Consider the following 19,228-nt stretch of genomic DNA (forward strand, 5'->3'; position numbering starts at 1 on the left):
ACACCCGAATAACGGAACTAGATCATGGCCACTGAAATCCGCGTACCAACCCTCGGCGAATCCGTCAGCGAAGCGACCGTCGGCACCTGGTTCAAGAAGGTCGGCGATACCGTCAAGGCCGACGAACCTCTCGTTGAACTCGAAACCGACAAGGTTACTGTCGAAGTTCCGGCGCCCGCCTCCGGCGTGCTGACCGAAATCGTCGTGCAGAACGGCGAAACCGTCGGTCTCGACGCCCTTCTCGGCCAGATCGCCGAAGGTGCTGCCGGCGCTGCAACTTCTGCACCCGCGGCAAAGCCTGCTGCGCCTGCTGCTGCACCGGTACCTGCCGCAGCCGTGGCCGCCGCTCCGGCTGGCAGCGCCATGCCGCCGGCACCTGCCGCCGGCAAGCTGCTTGCTGAAAACAACCTTTCCGCCGATCAGGTCGACGGTTCGGGCAAGCGTGGCCAGGTTCTGAAGGGCGACGTTCTCGCCGCTGTTGCCAAGGGTGTTTCGGCACCTGCCGCCGCTCCGGTCGCTGCTGCTGCTCCCCGTCCGGTTTCGGCCGAGCAGGATCAGGTTCGCGAAGAGCGCGTCAAGATGACCCGCCTGCGCCAGACGATCGCACGTCGCCTCAAGGATGCACAGAACACGGCCGCCATGCTGACCACCTATAACGAGGTGGACATGAGCGCCGTCATGGATCTGCGCAACCGCTACAAGGACGTTTTCGAGAAGAAGCACGGCGTCAAACTCGGCTTTATGGGCTTCTTCACCAAGGCCGTGACCCACGCGCTGAAGGAACTGCCCGCCGTCAACGCTGAAATCGACGGCACGGACATCATCTACAAGAACTATTGTCACGTCGGCATGGCTGTCGGCACCGACAAGGGTCTCGTCGTTCCGGTCATTCGCGATGCCGACCAGCTCTCCATCGCTGGTGTCGAAAAGGAACTCGGCCGTCTCGCCAAGGCAGCGCGCGACGGTTCGCTCGGCATGGCCGACATGCAGGGCGGCACCTTCACCATCACCAATGGCGGCGTCTACGGCTCGCTGATGTCCTCGCCGATCCTCAATGCGCCGCAGTCGGGCATCCTCGGCATGCACAAGATCCAGGAGCGTCCGGTCGCCATCGGCGGTCAGGTTGTCATCCGTCCGATGATGTATCTTGCGCTCTCCTACGATCACCGTATCGTTGACGGCAAGGAAGCCGTGACCTTCCTCGTTCGCGTCAAGGAAAGCCTCGAAGATCCGGAACGTCTGGTTCTCGATCTCTGATCGGTCTTGCTTTTCGTTTCAGCGGGGTTTCAAGTCGATCCCGCTGAAATGCCATCAGGAGAGCGAAAGTGCAGCCGACATTTCTTGCCGCGTCACCCTTTTTGCCGCTGATCGGGCTCAGCGTCCTGCTGCTGGCCGCCCACATTGCGCTGCAGGGAATGACGGCAACGCGTGAATTCGGGCTGGACTGGAATGCCGGTCCGCGGGATGCTGAAAAGAAGCCGGAGGGCAGGGTTGCCGGACGCGCCGCGCGTGCCTCGGCGAATTTTCGCGAGACCTATCCCGCTTTCATCGCGCTCGCCTTCGGTGTCATCATGGCTGGCGATCCGTCCGGGCTGGCCTTCACCGGCGCTTTGATCTGGCTGATCTGCCGGGTGGTCTATATTCCACTTTATCTCGCTGGTGTGCCCTATATCCGCTCGCTGGTCTGGCTTGGTTCGATGCTCGGTCTTGGGCTGATGCTTTTCGTGTTGATGTTTTAGAGGTTGATTTTCCCATGCATCAGTATCTGATCGAACTTGCATCCCTGATGGCGATCTTCTTTTTCGCGATCGTTTCTCCCGGCGCCGATCTGGCGATGGTCATGCGTCAGGCCATGGTGCATGGGCGCAAGCAGGCCATCATCACCAGCTTCGGTGTTGGCACATCCCTGATGTTCCACGTCACCTATACGATCCTTGGACTTGGTCTCATCATTTCCCAGTCGATCTATCTCTTCAACATCGTCAAGTGGTTGGGTGTTGCCTATCTGATCTATATCGGCATCAGGGCGCTGCGCGCAGGCAAGACCGAATTGCCGGCTGCGGAAGGCGAAGATGGTGTTCGGGCAAGAAGCGGCCAGACTGCATTGAAGGCGTTCACGCTCGGTTTTGCCGCCAACGCGCTCAACCCCAAACCGGTGTTTTTCTTCCTGTCGATCTTTTCGACGGTGGTTCACGCGCATACGCCTGTTGGCATCAAGTTCGGATATGGGCTCGTCATGGCAAGCTGCCTTATCCTGTGGTTCGTCGGCGTCAGCCTGTTCATGACGACGCCTCGCATGCGCGCAGCTTTTCAGCGCGCCAGCCAATGGATCGACCGCACCAGTGGCGTGGTCTTCATCGCTCTCGGTATAAAACTCGCAACGGAAAAAGCGGCCTGAGTTTCAGGTCAAACGGAAGCAGGGCGGTTAAAAATCCTGCCCGCAATCAATCAGGAACAGAAACATGGCATATGATGTAGTGGTAATCGGTACGGGTCCCGGCGGTTATGTTTGCGCGGTCAAGGCGGCACAGCTTGGCTTGAAGGTCGCAGTGATCGAAAAGCGCGCGACCTATGGCGGCACCTGCCTCAATGTCGGCTGCATTCCTTCCAAGGCATTGCTGCACGCTTCCGAAACCTTCGCGCATGTGGCCCATGGCGTTGATACGCTTGGTATCGAAGTCGCCGCTCCGAAGCTGAACCTCGAGAAGATGATGGGGCACAAGGACAGCGTGGTGAAAGCCAATGTCGACGGCGTTGCCTTCCTGTTCAAGAAGAACAAGATCGATGCCTTCCAGGGCACGGGCAAGGTTGTATCCGCCGGCAAGGTCTCCGTCACCAACGACAAGGGCGAGAGCCAGGAAATCGAAGCCAAGAACATCGTCATCGCCACCGGTTCTGATGTTGCTGGTATTCCCGGCGTCCAGGTGGATATCGATGAAAGCGTCATCGTTTCCTCCACCGGCGCGATTGCGCTCTCCAAGGTTCCGGAAAAGCTCATCGTGGTGGGCGGCGGTGTCATCGGCCTCGAGCTTGGTTCGGTCTGGTCGCGTCTTGGCGCGAAGGTCACCGTCGTCGAATATCTCGACACCATTCTCGGCGGCATGGATAGCGAAGTCTCCAAGCAGGCTCAGCGTCTGCTCGCCAAGCAGGGTCTCGATTTCAAGCTCGGTGCCAAGGTGACGGGCGTTGAAAAGACGGGAACCGGCGCAAAGGTGGTGTTCGAGCCGGTCAAGGGTGGCGCGGCTGAAACGCTGGAAGCCAACGTTGTGCTGATCTCCACCGGTCGCAAGCCCTACACCGAGGGTCTCGGTCTTGCGGAAGCCGGTGTCGTGCTGGACAGCCGCGGCCGTGTCGAAATCGACGGCCACTTCAAGACCAATGTGGATGGCATCTACGCCATCGGCGACGTGGTGAAGGGCCCGATGCTGGCACATAAGGCGGAAGACGAGGGCGTCGCTCTCGCGGAAATTCTCGCCGGCCAGCGCGGCCATGTGAACTACGATGTCATTCCGGCCGTGGTCTATACGCAGCCGGAAGTCGCTTCCGTCGGCAAGACGGAAGAAGAACTGAAGGCCGCTGGCGTCGCCTACAAGGTCGGCAAGTTCCCCTTCACCGCCAATGGTCGCGCCCGCGCCATGCAGGTGACTGATGGGTTCGTGAAGATCCTCGCTGACAAGGAAACCGACCGGGTTCTCGGCGGCCATATCGTTGGTTTGGGCGCTGGCGAAATGATCCACGAGATCACCGTGCTTATGGAATTCGGTGGTTCCTCGGAAGACCTCGGCCGCACCTGCCATGCGCATCCGACCATGTCGGAAGCGGTGAAGGAAGCGGCGCTGGCGACTTTCTTCAAGCCGATCCATATGTGATTGTAGCCAATATTAAATTTCAGCCATGAATGGAACCCCGGCTTGCAATGCAGGCCGGGGTTCAGCATAGTTACGCCATAGCCTGTCTAACCTTTTGATAAAAGGCAATAAATGGCGTCCTCCACTCAAGTTTCCTTCTCCGTTCCGCAGCGTATCCTTCACTGGACGATGGCGCTTCTGATCTTTTTCAACCTTCTGTTTCCAGATGGCATGGCCCATGCGTATCGGTTGATGCGGCGGGGTGAAACGCTGACGCCGGACCAGATCTCCTCGGCCAATATTCACGCGTATGTCGGCTTTGCCGTCCTGTCCCTTGCGGTTCTGCGCCTCTGTCTGCGGTTTTTCCAGGGGGTGCCGCCGCATCCCGCCAATGAACCGCGCGCTTCTCAAATCGCCGCGAAGGTCGCGCATTTCACCTTTTACGCGCTGTTTTTTGCCCTGCCATTGTCGGGCATTGCGGCCTATTATTTCGGCGCGCGAATAGCAGGAGAATTGCATTCCGGGCCGTTCAAGGGGCTTATGTGGGTGTTGATCGCCGGCCACGTCGCCGCAGTTCTGGTTCACCAGTTCTACTGGCGCACCAATGTTCTGAAGCGTATGACGCACGGCTAAAGCACTCCCGCTTTTCCAAAAGCGAAAACGCTCTATCTCTCCCGCTCGAATTGCCATTAGCGGCGGTTTGTCACGTTCCCGGATGATTGGAAATAGTGATGATGAGCCTCGCCACACAAGGGGGCAATGAGGTTATGGGATGCGGGATAGCGAAGACATATTGCCGGGCGCGGACTGGCGGGATTGCTTTGAAGGAGAGATGGTGACGGCCGCATCGAGTTCACTCGATGTGAGCAGACTTCTCCTCGATCATCCTCCGGCATGGATCAGCGACCTTATGGCGCTTCGAAACCGTCTCGTATCGCTTTTCGGTCTCAGAACGGTCGAGCTGGCGGCGGGTACTTCGGCGGGCGGATTTCCCGTGCTGTCGTCTACTGCGGACCGGACCGTGCTCGGCTTTGACGATAACCATCTCGATTTCCGTATCGTCGTCGATGTGGAACAGGAGCCTGGTCGGCAGATCGTGAAGGTCACGACTATCGTCCGGCGCAAGAACCTGTTCGGGCGTCTCTATCTTTTCGTCGTCGGTCCGTTTCATCGTCGCATCGTGCCGGCGACGATGCGGCCGTTTTGCGCCAATGTCCGCCCCGTCAAGGCCGGAAACGAGTGGATCAGTCGACCCGTGTGAGGGTAAAGCCCTGCGCACGCAGGAGTTCAATTACGCCTTCTTCGCCCGGCAGGTGCAAAGCGCCGACGGCCATGAAGACATTGCCTTTGGCAAGCTCAGGGGCCGATCGCTCCGCCATGACGTGGTTGCGATCGGTGATGATGCGTTGCTCGAAGGCGGCGTAGCCCTGGTCATTTTCAGACGCTTTCTTGGGATCGATGCTCTTCAGCATGGGCATGGTCATGCCGATATCACCGCTGACATAAAGATCGGTCATTGTCGTCATGATGTCGTCCATGCGGTCGCCCAATTCGAGCGTTTCGATCAGCGCCTGTAGATGAAATTCCATTGGCAGCTCAGACATGGCCGCAAGCTGCTCCACCATGGTCTCCAGCCCGACAAGATGCTTTCCGTCCGCGACTGCATCTTCAGCGAGCTTCTTATCAAGGAAAGACAGGCCAGTGGCCTTGCGGGCAAATTCGCAGGCGGGAAGGGCGACGAAACTCGACAGCATCCATGGCTTCATGCGCGAAACGGCACTCAGCGGAATGCCGCGCTCCTTAAGACCCTTTTCAAGGCGTGCGACATTTTCGGGTGACAGGATGTCGGTGATCGACTTGCCGTCCATAAACATGGTGAGGTCGGGTCTTGTCAGCAGCGATGCCGCAATTTTCTTGTCATCGACGATTTCGTCCGATTCCACGATGACCGTCGCGGCTTTTTCAAACGCGGGTGTTGCGGCGGCTGGCATGCCAAGAACACGTGGATCGGTGACATGCATGGTGCCGAGAAGAAAGGACGGCGCCGTTCCAGCTTTTTCGATGCGCCAGAAGTTGCCCTTGCCGTTCGGGATAGCTGCCGCTTCCTGTTCGATCTTCGCGAAGCCCTGCGGGTCGCTCTTGCGCATCTCCACGAGAATATCGCTGCCCGTGCAGCTTATCTCCTGTTCTGCGGCTTGCGCCTCACCCAACGATAGCAACGTCGCGAAGAGGATTGCGACAGCAGTGACGTGCAGCGCGGCGAGCAACCAGAGCAGGGTGTCGCCGGTCTTGCCCATCAGGGTGGCGGTGAGATTTTGTGGCTTTATCAGGCTTTGCATAGGTACCATCCGGTTCTAGTCCACTTATAGAACGGCGGCTTGGACGTCTGATTAATGACTATGGTTAAGCATTTCCTGCTTCATGCGCGCGGGTGGGCATTATCGTAGATTTCCAGCAATCTTGCGGTATCGACGCCGGTATAGATCTGCGTGGTGGAGAGGCTGGCATGGCCGAGCAGTTCCTGAATGGTGCGCAGGTCGCCGCCGCCGGCCAGCAGATGGGTGGCGAAGGAGTGGCGCAGCGCATGCGGTGTGGCGTTTTCCGGCAGGCCGAAAGCGCCACGCAACTTCTGCATCTCGCGCTGGATGATGGCAGGTTGCAGCTTGCCGCCGCGCGCGCCGAGGAATAGCGGCTGGTCGGCAGCCAGATGATAGGGGCAGAGCTTTTTGTAGGCCTCAACCGCTTCCGTTACCACTGCCAGCAAAGGCACCATCCGGGTCTTGTTGCCTTTGCCGGTGATGCGAAGGCTGCGGGCGTCGGGCGTGAAATCGGCCGGAGCCAGCCCGAGCGCCTCGGAGATGCGAAGACCGCAGCCATAAAGAAGCGAGAGAACCGCAGCGTTACGGGCGGCAATCCACGGCTCTTCATTCAATTGCGCCTCGGTGGTGGTTATTTTCAGCGCCTGCCGGTCCGTCAGCGGTTTCGGCAGAGATTTCGGCTGTTTCGGCGAGCGCATGGCGGTGGCCCCGGCCGCATTCACCAGACCTTTCTTTTGCAGATAGTGGAGAAAGGAACGCAGGCCCGCCAGATGCCGCCCCAGCGAGCGTGCGCCGGCGCCTTCCCTGCGACGACTGGCCAGAAAGGCGCGAAGATCGACCGGGCGCAGATCGGCGATATCGGCGATTGAAGCTGGCTTGCCGATGTAACCGGTGAGGAATGTCAAAAACTGGCGAGTGTCGCGCTCATAGGCCTCGACGGTATTGTCCGCAAGGCGTCGTTCACCGGCAATCGCGGCAAGCCAGGATTGGCGCTCGTTCAAGAGATCGGGTGTGGCAAAAGTCAGAATTTCGGTCACGGGGCGCTCCATTCCTCTCCCAACGCTATGCCCTTATGGTCAGTATTTGGTTAAGGCTCGCGCCTGGGCTTCGCATCTGGCGTGGACTTTACCGGGGTCAGCCATTACATCCGGGCGGTTTCCTTTTTCATTCCGCCGGGGCATGTTCGCCACATCATGGCAAAAGATTCGTCCGATCTGTTTGGGGCTCTGTTCGACCCGCCGTCGCTCACGCGCACGGTGCCCGTTCTCGTGCCGGTGCCGGCGCCGGGACCCTACAGTTATGCCGTGCCTGACGATATGGTGGTGGAGACCGGCTCCATCGTTCAGGTGCCGCTTGGACCACGGCAGGTCTTCGGCGTGGTGTGGGACGATGCAGGAGAGAAGAGCGTCGATCCGAAAAAGCTGCGGCCCATCACCAAGAGTTTCGAGTGCCCGCCGCTGAAAGCGGAAATGCGGCGCTTCATCGACTGGGTTGCCGCTTACACGCTTTCTCCGCCCGGCCTTGTGGCGCGCATGGCCCTACGCGCGCCCGCCGCCTTCGATCCCGAACCCATGATCGAGGGGCTGCGGCTGACCGAAGGCAGGCCGGAGCGGCTTACTCCCGCCCGCGAGAGAGTGATGGAGCTGGCGGCCGAGGGCCATGGCTGGACGAAGAGTGGCCTTGCCCATGCCGCCGGCGTTTCTACCAGCGTTGTCGATGGTCTGGTCAAGCAGGGCGTATTCGAGACGGTTTTTCTGCCCGCGCCGCCCGTTGTGGCCGAGCCTGATCCCGACTATGCCGAGCCGCGACTGGAAGGCCCGCAGAAACAGGCGGCATCGGAAATTCTCGAGGATGTGCGCAAGGGTGGTTTCCATGTTTCACTGATTGATGGTGTGACCGGCTCCGGCAAAACCGAGGTCTATTTCGAGGCGGTGGCGGAAACGCTGCGACAAGGCAAGCAGGTCCTCATCCTGTTGCCGGAAATCGCGCTGACGGCGGCCTTCCTGGATCGCTTTCACGACCGCTTCGGCGCCAAGCCGGCGGAATGGCATTCTGACCTGTCGCCGCGCATGCGCGAAAAGGTCTGGCGACAGGCGGTGACGGGTGAGGTGAAGGTGGTGGCCGGCGCGCGCTCGGCGCTGTTCCTTCCCTTCGACAATCTCGGCCTCATTATCGTCGATGAGGAGCATGACCCGGCCTACAAGCAGGAAGACCGCGTCTTTTACAATGCCCGCGACATGGCGGTCGTCAGAGCCCGGATCGGGGATTTCCCGGTGGTGCTGGTCTCCGCCACGCCGTCAGTGGAAAGCCAGGTCAACGGCAGTTCTGGCCGCTATAACACCATCCATCTGCATACGCGCTTCGGCGATGCGGCGATGCCCGATCTGCATCTGATCGATATGCGTCGCCATCCGCCGGAAAGGGGAGGGTTTCTTTCGCCGGTTCTCCTGCGCGGCATCGGCAAAACCATCGAAAAGGGCGAGCAGTCCCTGCTCTTTCTCAATCGTCGCGGTTACGCGCCGCTGACGCTCTGCCGGGTCTGCGGTCACCGTTTCCAGTGCCCGCAATGTTCGAGCTGGCTGGTGGAGCACCGGTTCCGCAATCAACTGCAATGCCACCAGTGCGGTCACAACGAGCCGACGCCGGACCATTGCCCGGAATGCGGCACCTTCGATCATCTGGTGGCCTGCGGGCCGGGGGTAGAGCGGATCGCCGAGGAGGTGGAGAAACATTTTCCCGAGGCCCGCACCATCGTGCTCTCCTCTGACCTGATGGGCGTCAAGCGGCTGCGTCTGGAGCTGGAGGCGATCGTCAAGGGAGAGGCGGACATCGTCATCGGCACGCAGCTGGTTGCCAAGGGGCACAACTTCCCCCTTATGACGCTTGTCGGTATTGTCGACGCCGATCTCGGGCTTGCCAATGGCGATCCGCGCGCAGCGGAGCGAACGTTCCAGCTGCTCTCGCAGGTGACCGGTCGCGCCGGGCGAACCGGGCTGAAAAGCCACGGCCTGTTGCAAACCTACCAGCCGCAACACCCTGTCATGCAGGCAATCGTGTCCGGCGATGCATCTGCCTTTTACGAAAGGGAGATCGTGGAGCGGGAAAAAGCCGTTCTTCCGCCTTTCGGACGGCTTGCCTCAATCATCGTTTCCGCCGATACGCGTGCGGAGGCCGAAACCCATGCGCGGGGTTTAAGGGCGGCAGCACCGCAGGTTACGGGCATCATGCTGCTCGGCCCGGCGGAAGCGCCGCTGGCGCTTATCCGTGGCCGGCACCGTTTTCGCCTGCTGGTGCATGGGCGGCGCAATTCCGACATGCAATCCTTCCTTCGAACGCTTCTGGCCAATGGCCCGAAGGAACGGGGCAGCGTGCATGTGCAGCTCGATATCGATCCGCAAAGTTTCCTTTGAACTTTATCAATGGGGACGTTTTCCCGCTGTCATGACCGTGTCATAACGCAGCAGGCAAAAATGATTTGGGGAACGAGATGGAGTTTTATTTTCCCGCCGAATTCGGCGAGCAGCTGGCCTTCGGCGCTGCGGTGGTGTCGGTCGTGATCGGCCTCTTTTTCATGTTTGCACCAGGCGTTACTCTGCGTGCCTTCGGTCTGCAGGCGATCGGCGAGCGCCGGGATGGTTACGCGCTTGTGCGCTCGTCGCTTGCCGGTTTTTATCTCGGCCTCGGTGCTTCAGCCCTGCTTCTGGCGCAGCCCATGGTCTATCTCGCCTTCGGTGCGGCTTTCGGTCTCAGCGTGTTCGGCGGCATTCTCTCCATTCTCTCGGATGGAGGCGCAACAGTGCGGAATTTCATACTTCTGGTTGTACACCTTCTGTTGTCTGCACTGTCGTTGAGCTACGTGTTCGGACTGGTCTGAGACGGGCTTTTTGGCTTTTGTGCCGCACCTGCGGCGCATCCTGGGCGGAATCGGAAAATTTAAACGCATTCCCCCTTGCCCAAACGGCGCTTTCCGCTATTACGCGTGTTGCGAGTCCCGGCGTCCTATGCTAGACGGACCGCGAAATTGGGAAAAGGCAGGGGGGAATTCCGGTCTTTTTCGGGGAAATTGAAACGATTTCAAGAATTTGATGCGGAGGATCCCCCTCGCTGATGTTCTTGGACGATTAGCAGGGAAAAAGTGCCCGTGGCAGATACCTCCCATGGAACATCCGGTGTAGCCGAAAGGTATGCATCGTCGCTTTTCGAGCTTGCTTTGGAAGCGGGTGCGGTCGAGGCAGTTGGAGCCGATCTGGACAGGTTCGGCGCACTTCTCGATGGAAGTGACGATTTGAAGCGTCTGGTTGCGAGCCCGGTGTTTTCCGCCGAGGATCAGTTCAAGGCAATCACCGCAATCTGCGAGAAGGCCGGTATTGCCGGTCTTGCTGTCAATTTCCTCAAGGTCGTTGCGAATAACCGCCGTCTGTTTGCCGTTCCCGGCATGATCCGCGCCTATCGCTCCATTGCTGCTGCCCATCGCGGCGAAATTACCGCCGAGGTCACCTCGGCACATGCGCTCGACGAAGCGCAAGAAACTGAACTGAAGGCGGCGCTGAAGAGCGTTACCGGCAAGGATGTGACGGTTTCCGTTACCGTTGATCCTTCGATCCTCGGTGGCCTGATCGTCAAGGTTGGTTCTCGCCAGATCGATACGTCTCTTCGCACCAAACTTTCCACCCTTAAGCTTGCACTGAAAGAGGTTGGCTGATGGATATCCGCGCCGCGGAAATTTCCGCAATTCTGAAAGATCAAATCAAAAATTTCGGCAACGAGGCGGAAGTCTCGGAAGTCGGTCAGGTGCTTTCCGTCGGTGACGGTATCGCCCGCGTCTATGGTCTCGACAATGTTCAGGCCGGCGAAATGGTCGAGTTTCCTGGCGGCGTTCGCGGCATGGCGCTCAACCTCGAAGCCGACAACGTCGGTGTGGTTATCTTCGGTTCCGACCGTGCCATCAAGGAAGGCGACACCGTAAAGCGGACTGGCGCTATCGTTGACGTTCCGGTTGGCCCGGAACTGCTCGGCCGCGTCGTTGACGCCCTTGGCAACCCGATCGACGGGAAAGGCCCGATCAACGCCGCCAAGCGTTCGCGCGTTGACGTCAAGGCTCCCGGCATCATTCCGCGTAAGTCGGTTCATGAGCCGATGTCGACCGGCCTCAAGGCTATCGACGCCCTCATCCCGGTTGGCCGCGGCCAGCGCGAGCTCGTCATCGGCGACCGCCAGACCGGCAAGACCGCGATCATTCTCGACGCGATCCTGAACCAGAAGGCCATTCACGACAATGGTCCGGAAGGCGACAAGCTTTATTGCGTCTACGTCGCTATCGGTCAGAAGCGTTCGACCGTTGCCCAGTTCGTAAAGGTTCTGGAAGAGCGCGGCGCCCTGCAGTATTCGATCATCATTGCTGCCACGGCTTCCGACCCGGCTCCGATGCAGTATCTGGCACCGTTTGCCGGTTGCGCCATGGGCGAATACTTCCGTGATAACGGCAAGCACGCCCTCATCGGTTATGACGACCTTTCCAAGCAGGCCGTTGCTTACCGTCAGATGTCGCTTCTGCTGCGCCGTCCTCCGGGCCGCGAAGCTTATCCGGGCGACGTGTTCTACCTTCACTCCCGTCTTCTGGAGCGCGCTGCAAAGCTCTCCGACGAAATGGGTGCTGGCTCTTTGACGGCTCTGCCTGTCATCGAAACCCAGGGCAACGACGTTTCGGCCTTCATTCCGACCAACGTGATCTCGATCACCGACGGCCAGATCTTCCTTGAAACTGACCTGTTCTACCAGGGTATCCGTCCGGCCGTTAACGTCGGCCTGTCGGTTTCGCGCGTTGGCTCTGCCGCCCAGATCAAGGCGATGAAGCAGGTCGCCGGTTCGATCAAGGGTGAACTTGCCCAGTATCGCGAAATGGCCGCCTTCGCCCAGTTCGGCTCGGACCTTGACGCTTCCACGCAGCGCCTGCTTAACCGCGGTGCCCGCCTGACCGAGCTTCTGAAGCAGCCGCAGTTCTCTCCGCTCAAGACGGAAGAGCAGGTCGCGGTGATCTTCGCCGGTGTCAACGGTTATCTCGACAAGATCCCGGTCGCGCAGGTCGGCAAGTTCGAGCAGGGTCTGCTCTCCTACCTCCGCTCGGAAGGCAAGGCGATCCTCGACACCATCCGCACGGAAAAGGCAATCAGCGACGATACCAAGAGCAAGCTCAAGGGCGCTCTTGATAGCTTCGCGAAGTCTTTCTCGTAATTAGGGCTCTTTTACTCGGACGGATAACGGATGCCTTCACTAAAGGATCTGAAAAACCGCATTGCCTCCGTAAAGGCGACGCAGAAGATTACCAAGGCGATGAAAATGGTCGCCGCGGCGAAGCTTCGGCGCGCCCAGGAAGCTGCGGAGGCCGCCCGGCCTTATTCGCAGCGCATGGGCGCCGTTCTTGCCAACATCGCCAAGGCGGTCGAGGCGGACGTCGCTCCGGCGCTGATGACCGGCACCGGCAAGGACAACGTGCATCTGCTCGTTGTCTGCACGGCTGAACGTGGTCTTTGCGGCGGTTTCAACTCGCAGATTTCCCGTTTTGCCCGCGATCAAGCCCGCAAGCTGATTTCCGAAGGCAAAACGGTCAAGATCATCACGGTCGGCAAGAAGGGTTACGACAGCCTTCGTCGCGAATTCGCAGCTAATATCATCGAGCGCATCGAACTGCGCGAAGTGAAGAAGGTCGGTTTCGAAAACGCCGACCAGATCGCCAAGAAGGTGATCTCCCTGTTCAATGCGGGTGAATTTGACGTCTGCACGCTGATCTACTCGGAATTCAAGTCCGTCATCAGCCAGATCCCGACCGGTCTGCAGCTTATTCCTGCCGCAGTCCCTGTTGTGGAAGAGGTTGAGGCAACGCAGAGCGCCGTCTACGAATATGAGCCTGATGCGGCTTCTATTCTGGAAGACCTTATTCCGCGCAACATTTCGGTTCAGGTTTTCCGGGCTCTGCTCGAAAACGTTGCCGGTGAAATGGGCGCCAAGATGAGCGCGATGGACAACGCAACGCGCAATGCCGGTGATATGATCAACAAGCTGACGCTTTCCTACAACCGTCAGCGTCAGGCTCAGATCACCAAGGAACTCATTGAAATCATTTCGGGCGCGGAAGCGCTCTGAGGTAAGGAAAGAGGGTAAGGATAATGGCTAAGGCAGCTACCCCCAAGAAAACCGCAGCGGTGAACGGCGCGGGCAAGGTTACCCAGGTTATCGGCGCTGTTGTCGACGTGGCGTTCGAAGGCGAACTGCCTCCGATTCTCAACGCGCTCGAAACCGATAACAACGGCAACCGCCTCGTTCTGGAAGTCGCTCAGCATCTCGGCGAAAACGTCGTACGCACGATCGCCATGGACTCGACCGAAGGTCTCGTCCGTGGTCAGGTCGTCGCTGATACGGGCGCTCCGATCGAGGTTCCGGTCGGTCTGGAAACGCTCGGCCGCATCATGAACGTCATCGGTGAGCCGGTTGACGAAGCAGGTCCGATCGTAACGGCCAAGAAGCGCGCCATCCACCAGGACGCACCGTCTTACGTCGAGCAGTCGACTGAAGGCCAGATCCTCGTTACCGGCATCAAGGTCGTTGACCTTCTGGCTCCTTACGCCAAGGGCGGCAAGATCGGCCTGTTCGGCGGCGCTGGCGTTGGCAAGACGGTTCTCATCATGGAACTGATAAACAACGTCGCCAAGGCGCACGGTGGTTACTCGGTATTCGCCGGCGTGGGTGAGCGTACCCGCGAAGGTAACGACCTCTATCACGAAATGATCGAGTCGAACGTCAACAAGCTTGGCGGCGGCGAAGGTTCCAAGGCTGCTCTCGTTTACGGCCAGATGAATGAACCGCCGGGCGCCCGCGCTCGCGTCGCTCTGACCGGTCTGACGATCGCTGAAAACTTCCGCGACGAAGGCCAGGACGTTCTGTTCTTCGTGGACAACATCTTCCGCTTCACGCAGGCTGGTTCGGAAGTTTCGGCTCTTCTCGGCCGTATTCCTTCGGCTGTGGGCTATCAGCCAACGCTCGCAACCGACATGGGCCAGATGCAGGAACGCATCACCACCACGAACAAGGGTTCGATCACCTCGGTTCAGGCGATTTACGTTCCCGCCGACGACTTGACCGACCCTGCGCCGGCCACTTCGTTCGCGCACCTTGACGCAACGACGGTTCTGTCGCGTTCGATCGCAGAAAAGGGTATTTACCCGGCTGTTGACCCGCTCGACTCCACCTCGCGCATGCTCGACCCGATGATCGTCGGTGAAGAACACTACGAGGTTGCCCGTAAGGTTCAGTCGACCCTGCAGCGCTACAAGTCCCTTCAGGACATCATCGCCATCCTCGGCATGGACGAACTGTCGGAAGAAGACAAGCTGACGGTTGCCCGCGCCCGCAAGATCGAGCGCTTCCTGTCGCAGCCGTTCTTCGTTGCCGAAGTCTTCACCGGTTCTCCGGGCAAGCTCGTCGCACTCGAAGACACGATCAAGGGCTTCAAGGGCCTGGTCAACGGCGAATACGACAGCCTGCCGGAAGCAGCTTTCTACATGGTCGGTTCGATGGAAGAAGCCATCGAAAAGGCAAAGAAGCTGACTGCTGAAGCTGCCTGATTATGAATTGGCGGGCGCGTGGTTCGACCACGCGCCTTGCACACGATGACGGTGAAACCGGAACGGCTTTGCCGGCGTTTTAATAAACAAGTCCGTGACGCCCGCGTAATTGAAAAGAAGTGAATAGCCATGGCTGACAGTTTCAAATTCGATCTCGTTTCCCCGGAACGTCTGCTCGTTTCCGAAACGGTTACGGAAGTCGTCATTCCGGCTACGCTGGGTGAGATGACGGTTCTGGCCAATCACGCGCCCACCATGACGACGATCAAGCCGGGCCTGGTGACGGTGAAATTCGCCTCTGGCGAAACCCATAAATACGTCGTTTTTGGTGGTTTTGCCGATATTCTTCCGACAGGTTGCACGCTTCTCGCCGAATCCGCTGTTTCGGCTGACGATATGTCCCCTGACACGCTGCAGAAGCGCATCGATTTGGCCAAGGCCGAAATTCAGGAAGGCAATCATCACCACGAGCATCTGACCAAGCTTGAAAAGCATCTCTACGAACTGACGAACCTGCATGAGGTTCTCGTCGCCGCTTGAAAGCACCGGGCGGGTTCGAAAGAATGACTGTCCACACAATATCCAAAACAAAAAAGCGGCCGTTTCGGTCGCTTTTTTGTTTTCGGCCACTGCCTGTTTTCTTAAGCAGGCAGAAAAATCTGAGTTCTCGTTCCAGTAAAAGCGCCTCGGTCCGCTCATTACGTTTGCGGAAATCGATTCCGATTTTCAGGGCGATAGGCTAGACATGATGGTGAAAAGTAACGTGCTGCTGCCGGTCGGGAGTAGGCGAGAAGGCGTGTTTCTTGTCATGGAGGGATGATCGCCGTGTCGATAGAAGCCAGTTATCGAAGGGTCGCAAGATCCGCGCTGCGACAGGGCGCCCTTAGCACGGGTGAGCGCGCCGTGCCGGAGGAGGTGCCGGTTGCCTTTTCTTACGGCGGCAGCACCCATGCCGTGATGATGGCTAGTCCCGCTGATCTTGTCGATTTCGCCGTCGGCTTCAGCCTGACAGAGGGCATCATTTCGGCACGCAGCGAAATCCGGGCGATAGAGGTCATTGAAGCCGGGCAGGGTTATGATGTCCAGGTGGATCTGATGGATGCCGAGGCTGATGCCCTGCGGGCGAGACGGCGGCATATGGCAGGTCCGGTTGGTTGTGGTCTGTGCGGGATCGAATCCATAGAACAGGCGGTTCGCGTGGTCCCCGATCTCAGCGGCGTGAGAATGTCGATCCACGGTGATGACATCGTTGCTGCGGTGAAAGCACTGAGCGACGCACAAAGCCTCAACCGCGAAACGAGGGCCGTTCACGGTGCGGGTTTTTATAGTCCTCAAGATGGTTTGCTTGCGGTGCGCGAAGATGTCGGTCGCCACAATGCGCTCGACAAGTTGGCCGGTGCTGTCGTGAATGCCGGTATTTCCGCCAAGACAGGCATTGTTGCCGTCACCAGTCGCCTGTCGGTGGAGATGGTTCAGAAGACAGCGATCCTTGGTAGTCCGGTTATGGCAGCAATTTCGGCTCCTACCGCGCTTGCCATCGAAACCGCCGAGAGTGCAGGCATCACGCTTGTTGCGCTGGTGCGGGGTGAAGACTTCGAAATCTTCACCCGTGCGGACCGCGTCATTTTATAATGCCAGTTGCCTGCCGGCATTGGCATCCGAGCTTCGAAGCATACTAAAACTCCGCCCATTCGGGCGCAGCATTTCCGTGAGACCTTGCCGTTGTGTATCGCGGCTGTGGTGTTGTCAGCCTCGTTATTGCAGCGGGTCTTTTATTGATCGGCTGAGCGGATGATATCTGTCCTTCGCGCGATATTTTGAACTGCCGGAGCAATTCGTGCAGGTTGTCCGCTTCATTGGCGAGGCCGTGGCTGGCGGCAGTGGTTTCTTCCACCATGGCGGCGTTTTTCTGGGTCGCCTGATCCATAACGTTGACGGCCTGGTTGATTTCTCTCAGACCGTTGGCCTGTTCGCGCGAGGCCTCGACGATGGCCGAGACGTTGGCATCGATTTCGCCCATTTGCGATTGAATATCCCGCAGCGCACCGCCGGTTCTGCCAACCAGATCGACGCCATTGGCGACCTGTTCGCGGGAGGTGTTGATGAGGGACTTGATTTCCTTGGCAGCAACTGCGGATCGTTGCGCGAGTTCCCGTACCTCTTGAGCGACCACCGCGAAACCCTTGCCCGCTTCACCGGCACGGGCAGCTTCCACGCCCGCATTCAGCGCCAGTAGATTGGTCTGGAATGCGATGTCGTCAATGACGCCGATGATGTTGGTGATTTCACCGGAGGAGCGCGAAATCGCGTCCATGGCGGAAATTGCCTGCTGAACGACTTCACCGGAATGTTCGGCATGTTCTCTCGTGCGCAACACCAGTTTCCCGGCCTCGCCGGCGCGCTGGCTGGCATCGGTCACGGTGGTGGTGATTTGCTCCAGCGCCGCTGCGGTTTCTTCCAGCGAGGCCGCCTGCTGTTCGGTTCGCTGCGAGAGTTGATCGGCGGCTATGCGGATTTCACCCGAGCCGGATGCGATTGTCGAGGCATTGTGAGCGATCGTCTGCATGGTGGACTGAAGTTTGCCGACCACGTCGTTGAAGTCCTGGCGCAATTTCTCCATGCTGGGCACGAAGCTGCTATCGAGACGCTGCACCAGGTCACCCTCGGCCAGTGCCTGCAAGGCATCGGCGAGAAGGGTGATGGCGCTCATACGCGGCGTCACGTCGGTTGCGAATTTCACAACCTTCACCACTTTGCCTGTCTCATCCAATACCGGGTTGTAAGCGGCCTGGATCCATATCTCCTTGCCGTTCTTTCCATAACGAACAAATTCGTCTGAGATGAATTCTCCGGATGCCAGCCGCGGCCAGAAATTGGCATAGGCTGGCGATGCTGCATAGGCCGGATCGCAGAACATACGGTGGTGCCGGCCTTCGATTTCCTTGAGGTCGTAGTTGACAGTGGCGCAGAAATTCGGATTGGCGGTAATGATCGTACCATCCGGCAAAAATTCGATGGTGGCCTGGGAGCGTGAAAGCGCTTCGAGTTTGCCAGCATCTTCTACAGCCTTGATCTTCTTGGCTGTGATGTCGGTCGCTATCTTGACAACCTTATAGGGTTTGCCTGACCTGAAGACGGGGTTGTAGGAGGCCTCGATCCATATGGTCGATCCATCCTTGCGTATGCGGCGATATTCCTTGCCCTGAAATTCGCCGTGCGCAAGAGATTCCCAGAATTCCTGGTATGCGTGCGATGCGACAAATTCCCGGTCGCAGAAAATACGATGATGCTTGCCGACGATCTCCGCGAGATCATAGCCCAGCGTCACACAGAAATTGCTGTTTGCTGTAAGAATATTGCCTTTAAGATCGAATTCTATGACTGCCTGCGATCTGGATATCGCATCGAGCATATTTCGATTGTCTGCGCTTTTCCCTAACCCCAGCATTAACGTCCCCCAAATAGCGGCCTCGGCGCGCGCTGCCGCACAGGAGGTGTGGTCGGCGCCGTATCATGTTGAACAACGAACAGGTTCTGCCGTCAAAGGCAGCAATGCAGGCACTTGCGACTTGTCAGCCTCGGTCAGGTATCGGACCCCGCGTGATGTGATGTAGGCGCGGTACTGTTCGTCGGCTTTTAATATTAGATATCTATAATATTAAAATGTTCTTATTTAATAAAAGAGACGGTCATGAAAACAAAAACCGCCGGGCAGGTGCTCCGGCGGTTTGGTTCAATGGTCAATAGTCTCGTATTTGAGCCTTTGTTCTTAGGTTGCCTAAGAACGCGAACCGGCCGTCATGCAAAGGAATTGCAACGATCAGGCGGCGAGATCTTCCGCTTCGGTTCCCTTGAACATCTTTGCAAGGTTCAGGAAGCAGATCATGCCATGTTCGTTGGCAATGATGCCTTCGGAGTAGGACTTGTCGAAAGAGGCCGAGATTTCCGGAACCGGCTGGACCTGATTTGCCGGGATCGTCAGAATGTCCGAAACGCGATCGACGAGCATGCCGATGACCATGTTGTGCACTTCGGCCACCACGATGGCGCTTCTTTCATTTGCGACGGTGCTTTTCATTCCGAGTTTGTGTGCGAGATCGATGATCGGAATAACCGAACCGCGCAGGTTCATGACGCCGATGACGTCTTTCGGCGCGTGGGGAATGGGCGTTGAAGGCGCCCAGCCGCGAATTTCGCGGATAGTCGTCGTCTTCACGCAGAATTCCTGATCATGCAGGCGGAATGCGATGATTTCGAGCGTCTCGCCGCCAAAGTTGGTAGAGTTTATCATTGCCATCAGAATTCTTCCCAATGCTCGCTGTGGAGGCCAGCGCAAGTGCACCGACACTTGCATATGCGAATTTGGCGTTCTGCCTGGTGCCTGAACAGCCGGAAACAATATTTTCCGCCTTCAATGGAAGATTCGTAGCATGAGATGGTTTCG

Annotated in this window: 18 protein-coding genes; 14 read left to right on the forward strand and 4 right to left on the reverse strand. The window is 58.4% G+C overall.

Going from position 1 to position 19,228, the window contains the following annotated elements; genetic code table 11:
* Positions 1-24: 24 nt before the first annotated feature.
* The 6 genes from odhB (at position 25) to AC1DCP_RS12660 (ending at position 5,109) form a co-directional block, all read left to right on the forward strand.
* On the forward strand, positions 25-1,257 hold the full coding sequence (gene odhB, locus AC1DCP_RS12635) for a 2-oxoglutarate dehydrogenase complex dihydrolipoyllysine-residue succinyltransferase (RefSeq protein WP_003516729.1): 1,233 nt from the start codon (positions 25-27) through the stop codon (positions 1,255-1,257).
* A 68-nt stretch (positions 1,258-1,325) separates the two neighbouring features.
* Positions 1,326-1,739, forward strand: a complete 414-nt coding sequence (locus tag AC1DCP_RS12640) for an MAPEG family protein (protein WP_003516731.1) — start codon at positions 1,326-1,328, stop codon at positions 1,737-1,739.
* A gap of 14 nt (positions 1,740-1,753) precedes the next feature.
* The gene (locus tag AC1DCP_RS12645; protein WP_019566053.1) at positions 1,754-2,398 is read left to right on the forward strand and encodes a LysE family translocator; all 645 of its coding nucleotides are present in this window, start codon (positions 1,754-1,756) and stop codon (positions 2,396-2,398) included.
* 64 nt (positions 2,399-2,462) lie between these two features.
* On the forward strand, positions 2,463-3,869 hold the full coding sequence (gene lpdA, locus AC1DCP_RS12650) for a dihydrolipoyl dehydrogenase (RefSeq protein ID WP_065688669.1): 1,407 nt from the start codon (positions 2,463-2,465) through the stop codon (positions 3,867-3,869).
* Positions 3,870-3,980: 111 nt separating this feature from the next.
* Complete coding sequence (locus AC1DCP_RS12655) at positions 3,981-4,481, forward strand: cytochrome b (RefSeq protein ID WP_065688668.1); 501 nt, start codon at positions 3,981-3,983, stop codon at positions 4,479-4,481.
* Positions 4,482-4,620: 139 nt separating this feature from the next.
* Positions 4,621-5,109 (forward strand): DUF2867 domain-containing protein, encoded by a 489-nt coding sequence (locus AC1DCP_RS12660; protein WP_065688667.1) that lies wholly within the window; start codon positions 4,621-4,623, stop codon positions 5,107-5,109.
* Here AC1DCP_RS12660 and AC1DCP_RS12665 read toward each other — a convergent pair.
* Together AC1DCP_RS12665 and AC1DCP_RS12670 are read right to left on the reverse strand one after the other, a co-directional pair.
* Positions 5,093-6,187 carry a TraB/GumN family protein gene (locus AC1DCP_RS12665; protein ID WP_019566057.1) on the reverse strand — a complete coding sequence of 365 codons (1,095 nt, stop codon included), beginning with the start codon at positions 6,185-6,187 and terminating at the stop codon, positions 5,093-5,095. The two genes, AC1DCP_RS12660 and AC1DCP_RS12665, sit on opposite strands and share 17 nt — an antisense overlap.
* An 80-nt stretch (positions 6,188-6,267) precedes the next feature.
* Positions 6,268-7,215: a tyrosine recombinase XerC gene (locus tag AC1DCP_RS12670; protein ID WP_035252387.1), complete on the reverse strand. Its 948-nt coding sequence runs from the start codon at positions 7,213-7,215 to the stop codon at positions 6,268-6,270.
* A 144-nt stretch (positions 7,216-7,359) separates the two neighbouring features.
* On the opposite strand from AC1DCP_RS12670, the gene AC1DCP_RS12675 reads away from it, so the two are divergent.
* From AC1DCP_RS12675 to fdhD, 8 genes are all read left to right on the forward strand, one after another.
* A complete protein-coding gene (locus tag AC1DCP_RS12675; protein WP_065688747.1) occupies positions 7,360-9,576 on the forward strand; it encodes a primosomal protein N' in 2,217 nt (738 codons plus the stop codon).
* A gap of 77 nt (positions 9,577-9,653) precedes the next feature.
* On the forward strand, positions 9,654-10,040 hold the full coding sequence (locus AC1DCP_RS12680) for an AGROH133_08824 family phage infection protein (RefSeq protein ID WP_019566060.1): 387 nt from the start codon (positions 9,654-9,656) through the stop codon (positions 10,038-10,040).
* A gap of 261 nt (positions 10,041-10,301) precedes the next feature.
* Positions 10,302-10,868 carry a F0F1 ATP synthase subunit delta gene (locus tag AC1DCP_RS12685; RefSeq protein ID WP_025594541.1) on the forward strand — a complete coding sequence of 189 codons (567 nt, stop codon included), beginning with the start codon at positions 10,302-10,304 and terminating at the stop codon, positions 10,866-10,868.
* Positions 10,868-12,397, forward strand: a complete 1,530-nt coding sequence (gene atpA / locus AC1DCP_RS12690; protein WP_003516747.1) for a F0F1 ATP synthase subunit alpha — start codon at positions 10,868-10,870, stop codon at positions 12,395-12,397. The genes AC1DCP_RS12685 and atpA overlap by 1 nt, the downstream gene beginning before the upstream one ends.
* 30 nt (positions 12,398-12,427) lie before the next feature.
* On the forward strand, positions 12,428-13,306 hold the full coding sequence (locus tag AC1DCP_RS12695; protein ID WP_003516748.1) for a F0F1 ATP synthase subunit gamma: 879 nt from the start codon (positions 12,428-12,430) through the stop codon (positions 13,304-13,306).
* 23 nt (positions 13,307-13,329) lie between these two features.
* Positions 13,330-14,784: a F0F1 ATP synthase subunit beta gene (gene atpD, locus AC1DCP_RS12700; protein WP_003516750.1), complete on the forward strand. Its 1,455-nt coding sequence runs from the start codon at positions 13,330-13,332 to the stop codon at positions 14,782-14,784.
* 129 nt (positions 14,785-14,913) lie between these two features.
* Positions 14,914-15,324: a F0F1 ATP synthase subunit epsilon gene (locus AC1DCP_RS12705; RefSeq protein ID WP_003516751.1), complete on the forward strand. Its 411-nt coding sequence runs from the start codon at positions 14,914-14,916 to the stop codon at positions 15,322-15,324.
* 276 nt (positions 15,325-15,600) lie between these two features.
* Positions 15,601-16,416: a formate dehydrogenase accessory sulfurtransferase FdhD gene (gene fdhD, locus AC1DCP_RS12710; protein ID WP_081308598.1), complete on the forward strand. Its 816-nt coding sequence runs from the start codon at positions 15,601-15,603 to the stop codon at positions 16,414-16,416.
* Between the two features lie 43 nt (positions 16,417-16,459).
* Here the strand turns inward: fdhD and AC1DCP_RS12715 are convergent, their stop codons facing one another.
* Together AC1DCP_RS12715 and AC1DCP_RS12720 are read right to left on the reverse strand one after the other, a co-directional pair.
* Entirely contained in the window at positions 16,460-18,232 is a 1,773-nt protein-coding gene (locus AC1DCP_RS12715; protein ID WP_065688666.1) for a methyl-accepting chemotaxis protein, read from the reverse strand.
* A gap of 372 nt (positions 18,233-18,604) precedes the next feature.
* Positions 18,605-19,081, reverse strand: coding sequence for a chemotaxis protein CheW (locus tag AC1DCP_RS12720; protein WP_003504949.1), 477 nt, complete (start codon positions 19,079-19,081; stop codon positions 18,605-18,607).
* Between the last annotated feature and the right edge of the window lie 147 nt (positions 19,082-19,228).

It is taken from the genome of Agrobacterium sp. 10T429 (assembly GCF_056393925.1).